Here is a 6,547-nt window from a genome sequence, read left to right on the forward strand (position 1 = left end):
CTCCCCTTCATTTTCAATTTCTCGTAACTGATCCTGGATTAATTCTAAACGTTTATTAATGAAATTACTCGTGTTCTCTGCTACCTCATTTTTATCTGCGATAGCATTTTTACGGTGCTGTTTAATAACCTCATTTAAGATATCATTGTTCTTTTTGATTACTTCTCCTTGAATAGAAATGTTTAGAATATCTGCATCCTTATTTACAGCTGAAACATTAAGTTGGGATTTCAAATCAGTAACAACTTTCTCCACAGGAGCTATTCGAAGGATAAATCGTCGGCCTATCATCTCAGAAGAGAACTCCTCTGTTTTTAATACACGAACTTGCCCTATCCCTATATCTCTCCAAGAATTAAATTGAGCCTTTACAGGTTTCAACTCCGTTTCGCCTTCCCCTTTTAATTCAAAAGTTGCATCAGCGACCAATCGGAGTTCAAACTCTTTTGTTTTCGTAAAAGAAGTACTATCATTCACTTTAAAATCAAAGTAAACTGGAGATTTATCATATAGCTCTGCTCGCTCTAAACCTGACCTATCTCCTACGGCTACAACACTTTTATTGATTTGTAGGTTGCGTACTACTTTTTCCAATATACTACGCGACTTGTATATCTCTATTTCGTTTTCTAAACTACCCGAACCTCCTCCAAAACCGAGTTCCTTCATCATGTCCATTTCAGAGAAACCAGACCCCGCTTTATCATCTTTGATTAATACTGTAGCTTTCGACGCAAAAGTTGGATTTGTATACCTTAAATAAACATAGGCAATTCCTATACAAAAGACTATAGATAGTAGAATCCACCTCCAATGAAATAGATAACGCTCTAATATATCTTTGATGTTTATTCCTTCTTCTGAAGAGATATCATGTACATCCGTGTTATTCATATTACTGATTACTTAAAATGGTGATGGAATAAATTGAAGAAACAATAACAGAAATTATGGAAACAAAAACACCACTGTTATTTCTGAAAAAGGTTGACTCCGTCCTTGCTGATAAATTTGGTTCTACGTAAACGACATCGTTCTGCTTTAAATAATAAACAGGAGATGTAAACAACTCTTTTGATGTTAAATCTACCCTATATTCAAATCTTACACCATTTTGCTCGCGAATTACCAAAACATTCTTGCGTAATCCTGTTATTTCCAAATCTCCTGCTAAACCTACTGCTTCTAAAAGCGTAATTCTTTCATTAGGAATTTTAAAGGTACCGGGTCGTGAAACTTCCCCCAGAACTGTAATTTTAAAATTTTCGATTTGTAATTGAACTACTGGATTATTTATATACGCTGCAATCTCTTTCTCCAAAAATGCTACCGCTGCTGAACGCTCTAAACCAGCCATTTGTATTTTCCCCAAAACAGGGAAGTTGATATACCCTTCTTTATCAATTAAGTAACCTAAACGAGCCGGATTACCAATTGTATATCCATTATTTTGTGACTGAACAACCCCTTGAGAAGGAAAATTAAACTGTAGTGCTTGTTCTGGATCATCAGCGGTTACCACAATGGAAATGATATCATCCACCTCCAAATGTGTTTCATAATTCGCTGCTAAACTATCAATTGCTTCTCCTTGAAAATAGACTACTTTTTCCTTCGTCTTACAACTAAATACCATAGGAAATATTAATCCTACTAATAAAAGCTTTAAAAGTGCACGTGTCATTGTGGTGTGGTACATTTGTTTGAATCTGCGAAAATAAGGATAATATCAAGACATTCTTAGCTTTTCTTACGCATTTTCACTTTTACGCGCATCGCTTCCCTGTTTTTATTAATCAAGAAAAAATAAACTACCGCTGCTACACACAGAACACTCGTTCCTAAGAACATGAACCACTGGTTAAAGAAAGTTGCAAAATAAGTGAATAGTAGAATAATAAGCACATTACAAAGTCCTATCCAAATACTGGCTCTCACGTGACTCATGGCTCTAAAATCTATCAGCAAATGATGGATGTGATTTCTATCCGGAGAGAAGGGCCCGCGCTTATTCATCAATCGTATCACAAACACGCGTAAAGTATCGAAGAAAGGAACGATTAAAATGGACAATAATATGTAAGGAACGTTGTATTTTCTGAGTATAAGTGATGAAGTATCATAATTCATCAAATCGATAAAACGAATAGACATGATTGCAATGACAAAGCCAAGCATCATAGAACCCGTATCTCCCATAAAGATTTTCTTCTCTGTAGATAAATTGTAACGCAAAAAGGCTATTAAACTTCCCCACATCACAAAACAGATGGACCCCAAGAAGGCATTCCCTACATAAAAAAAGGCTGCGGCAAATGAACCGAAAATAATCAACGCTACTATACTTGCCAAACCATCTATACCATCAATGAGGTTAAATGCATTGATGATCGCTAAAACTAAAAAGACACTTACAATAATTGCAATTATTTCAGGAACTTCATGTACACCTAAAAAACCATGAAAATTATAAATTTTAAATTGCGCTTGGGAGACTAAAAATAATGCTGCCAAAAATTGACCTCCTAATTTTGTTTTTGGAGATAAGGCCACCAAATCATCCTTTAAACCTAAGATAAATAGAATAGTAATACCCGGTAATATTGTGATAATTGTATTGTATTGATCCTGTTTGTCTACAAAAAAGAAAGACAACATCAATACGATGTAAAAAGCTATCCCTCCTAAATTGGGAACTGCCTTCTTATGAGAACTCCTATCGTTGGGATCATCCAATATTTTCTTGGCATTCATGACCAATGAAATCTTGGGAACAAGCAAATAGGTAAGTGTAAAACTCCCTGCAAACAATCCAATGTAATAGAATAATTCTTGATAGGTCATGACGTGACTTAATTAATCGAGCAAATTTAAGATTATTCCTAGAAACTACGTGTGGGTAAGCCTTTAAATGCTTTATATACAATTTCACTTTTAGGAAATAGTATCACCCATGCCGTAATAAAAATTATCTTAAGGTCGGTGATGAAACCTTGGTTTTCTTGATACCATTTCTCCACTTCACCTTTAAACGGATATATTACATTTTTGTAAAACTCCCAAGTATCTTCTCCTCTGTTTTTAACGGCGGTAATCAACTCTTCCTCATCTCTAAATATTATGCTTCCTATACCTGTAAGACCCGGTTGAACATTGTAAATAACCTTCTGAACCTCTAATGGGTAAGCATCAAAACTAACTTGCATTACTGGGCGGGGTCCTACAACACTCATGTCTCCTTTAAAGATATTTATAAGTTGTGGTAATTCATTAACTTTAGATTTTCTTAAAAACCCTCCCATTGGAGTTATCCTGGGATCTCTTTTAGTTGTAATAATTCCACCTGACATATTCGGACTATCTTTCAACATCGTGGCAAATTTCAAGATGTTGAATTTTTTGTTTTTATACCCCACCCTTTCCTGTAAGTACCAGATATATCCCTCACCTGTTAATTTTAACCCTATCATTATGGGAATTAACAAGGGAGATAATATCAGAAGACAGACTCCCGAAACAATAATATCGCAAAGGCGTTTGAAAATTTTATACATTTTTTTAATTCAAAGATTCAACAATTCAAAGATTCAACAATTTTGAATTCTATACACTACATTTTTTGATCTAAACTTTTCCCTGTTTCTATATGTTCGAAATCGGGTAAATATTTTTTTAATACGTTTACAATAGAGCTCTTGTCATAATCTCCTGAATTCAACAATCCTTTCAAGTCAGTTATTGTATCCTCAATTTGAGCTATTGATAGTTTCTTCGCATTTTTCACTACACCAAGCGCATTATGTTTATCGAAATCAACTTTATCTGTGTCTGTGTAGAATTCCTCATACAATTTCTCTCCAGAAGTATCTGATTCAAAAAAGTAAACAGGATAAGGATCCTTTTCTGTCATGACCAAGGCTTTTTCTTTGGCCTCTTGTTCATTTTTACATTCCAAAATAGGGCGGTTAGATGCCTTGAAAAAATCAAGCGTTATATCTTTGAAATAAACCATTTCCTCCTCAGCCAATTTTGGAAAGTAGATATCAGATGATTCACCCAGCATACATGCTAACATACAGATTTGTCCACTCTCCTCAGGAGATACAAAAAACCTTTTTACATCTGCCGGACAAGAAATAGGTTGATTTTGAAACAATCTTTCAACGTAACCTGCGAGTAAAGAACCATTTGAAAATGCAACATTTGCAAAACGCGCCGTAGTAATTTGTAATTTATCAGAATATGCCATGATGACCTCTTCCATGAGCTTTTTACTTGCTCCCATTACATTTACGGGATTAGCCGCTTTGTCTGTAGACACGCAGAAGAAGTGTTCTGGTTTGTTCTCTAACAACATGTCTAAAAACTCCTTCGCTTTAAAAACGTTGTTGTCTATCATCGCCTCGATAGAATATTTGTCTTTCTCACTTCTCACATGCTTATGCGCTGCAAAGTTGGCAACAATGTCAAAGGGACCTTCTGCTAAGAACATTTTCTTAAAGACGGGGTCTCCAAAATTCATGGGATAAGTCTTGTAATCCTCAGGAACAAATTGATTGACATCAGAACGCAAAGTCCTCGTTAACTCTGTCAATCCATTTTCATTTGTATCTACCACATACAGCTTGGCAGGTTCAAACTTAAGTACCGCCTTAATGTAAGAAGAACCGATTGTCCCTGCTCCTCCTATAACTAACACGGACTTTCCTTTGATTCTTTCTGTAAGAATTTCTTTATTTCTTTCTATATCTTGTACAAATAGACTTTCTGGTCGTTTTGTAATGTATTCTTTTATAAAGTTGGGTATGTCAATTAAGTTCATATCTTTTTTCGTAGGGGCGTGGTAAGCAAATTTACAGATTCGCGAATTTGCAAATTTGCCATTATTCTTGTGTTTTGTAAAATTCTTTTATCGTTTCAACAACTGTCTTTTGCTGTTCAAGGGTAATTCCTGCAGAACTTGGAATACTTATACTCGTGTCATAGATTTTAGATGAAACATTTTCAGTAGAAACATAAATCTCCTCCTTAAACATCTCCAATTGGTTCATCGGCATCCAGAAAGGTCTACTTTGAACGCCATTTTCATTTAAATACGCCAATAGATCTCTCATTTTTGAAGTTTTAAAGGTAAACAACCAACAGTTTGGATTTACTTCTTCATCAATTGACTGAAAAACGATATCGCCAACCCCTTCTAACTCCTGTCTATAGAAAGCATCCATCTGACGTTTGTTTTCCAAAAGTTTGGGAAAGGTTTCCATTTGAGCTACACCAATAGCGGCTAAAACGTTTACAAGTCTGTAGTTATACCCTATTTCATCGTGGATATAGTCCATAGCACTTACCTTTGCTTGCGTGGTTAAATGTTTTGCTTTATCTGCTAAATCCTTATCATTCGTAACTATTACACCTCCACCACCAGTAGAAATTATTTTGTTCCCATTAAAACTAAAAACACCGAATTTCCCAAAAGTTCCAGCGTGCTTACCGTTAAATGTTGAGCCTAACGCTTCAGTGCTGTCCTCTATAATGTCCAAATGGTACTTTTCACAAATTTCAACTAGTCGAGCCATATCTCCCATGTTTCCTAAAACATGAACTGGCATAATTGCTTTTACTCTTTTGCCGGTTGATTTAAGAAATGAAAAAGGGATACCTTCTATTTCTTTTCCTATAGTATTTTCATTTAAATATGAGTCCAATAGATCTAAATCCATCTGCCAATTATCTGCATTAACATCCACAAGTATTGGAGTTGCACCTGTATATTTCACTGCGTTTAAAGTGGCAATGAAAGTAATATTAGGTACTAACACATGATCGTCTTGGGTTACTCCAGACAAAATTTGAGCAATATGCAAACCAACCGTACCATTCATACAAGCCACACCATATTTCGCTCCTGCATAATCGGCAACCATTTGTTCAAATTGGTTCACATAAGAACCTGCCGAAGAAATCCAACCTGTGTCTATGCAGTCCTTCACATATTTCCACTCGTTTCCTTCGAGTTGTGGTATTGATAAGGGTATCATTTATTTTTCTAATTTAAAATTATAACCGTGAAATTTTAGTTGAGCCCATGGACGATCATAAGTCGTGCTTTTAATCCTTAATTCAACCTCCTCCTTGTTCATCGATAAATCTATTTCACAAAGTTCATTCAACTCCTTTCGCGTGTACGGTTTTCGTGTCCAATTTTCATTACTAATTGGGAGCGATTCATTTTTCTCAATCCTATCTATTATCCCAATGAAACTTTGAAAAATGTTTGAATATGCTTTTTGGGTTAAAGATAAAACAGTTTCATTAGGTGTGACAGGAAACCTTAGAACTTCAATTACCTTACCCGTATCTACTTTTGAAAGCATATGATGACATGTAATCCCAAATTCAACCTCTTTGTTATACAAAGCAAAATTAGTACAACCGATTCCTGGATAATCTGGCGAGCCAGGATGCCAGTTTATTGCTGCTATTTTAGCTTTATTAAGTATATCACCTGGAATTATCCACTGAGACAAATAAGAAAAAATGTAATCCC

7 protein-coding genes are annotated in these 6,547 nt (G+C 35.3%); all 7 read right to left on the reverse strand.

Features of this window, described 5'->3' with window-relative positions:
* Positions 1–894 (reverse strand): Wzz/FepE/Etk N-terminal domain-containing protein (locus R3333_RS11500; RefSeq protein WP_318958926.1); only part of this gene is annotated, 894 nt, incomplete at its 3' end.
* A 1-nt stretch (position 895) separates the two neighbouring features.
* Positions 896–1,684, reverse strand: a complete 789-nt coding sequence (locus R3333_RS11505; protein WP_318958927.1) for a polysaccharide biosynthesis/export family protein — start codon at positions 1,682–1,684, stop codon at positions 896–898.
* A gap of 56 nt (positions 1,685–1,740) precedes the next feature.
* Positions 1,741–2,844, reverse strand: coding sequence for an MraY family glycosyltransferase (locus R3333_RS11510; RefSeq protein WP_318958928.1), 1,104 nt, complete (start codon positions 2,842–2,844; stop codon positions 1,741–1,743).
* A 38-nt stretch (positions 2,845–2,882) separates the two neighbouring features.
* Positions 2,883–3,554 carry a sugar transferase gene (locus tag R3333_RS11515; protein ID WP_318958929.1) on the reverse strand — a complete coding sequence of 224 codons (672 nt, stop codon included), beginning with the start codon at positions 3,552–3,554 and terminating at the stop codon, positions 2,883–2,885.
* 56 nt (positions 3,555–3,610) lie between these two features.
* Positions 3,611–4,822, reverse strand: coding sequence for a polysaccharide biosynthesis protein (locus R3333_RS11520; RefSeq protein ID WP_318958930.1), 1,212 nt, complete (start codon positions 4,820–4,822; stop codon positions 3,611–3,613).
* A gap of 61 nt (positions 4,823–4,883) precedes the next feature.
* The gene (locus R3333_RS11525) at positions 4,884–6,038 is read right to left on the reverse strand and encodes a LegC family aminotransferase (RefSeq protein WP_318958931.1); all 1,155 of its coding nucleotides are present in this window, start codon (positions 6,036–6,038) and stop codon (positions 4,884–4,886) included.
* Positions 6,039–6,547: formyltransferase family protein (locus R3333_RS11530; protein ID WP_318958932.1), on the reverse strand; the 509-nt coding region annotated here is incomplete at its 5' end.

This window comes from Lishizhenia sp. (genome assembly GCF_033720595.1).
GTDB lineage: Bacteria > Bacteroidota > Bacteroidia > Flavobacteriales_D > Crocinitomicaceae > Lishizhenia.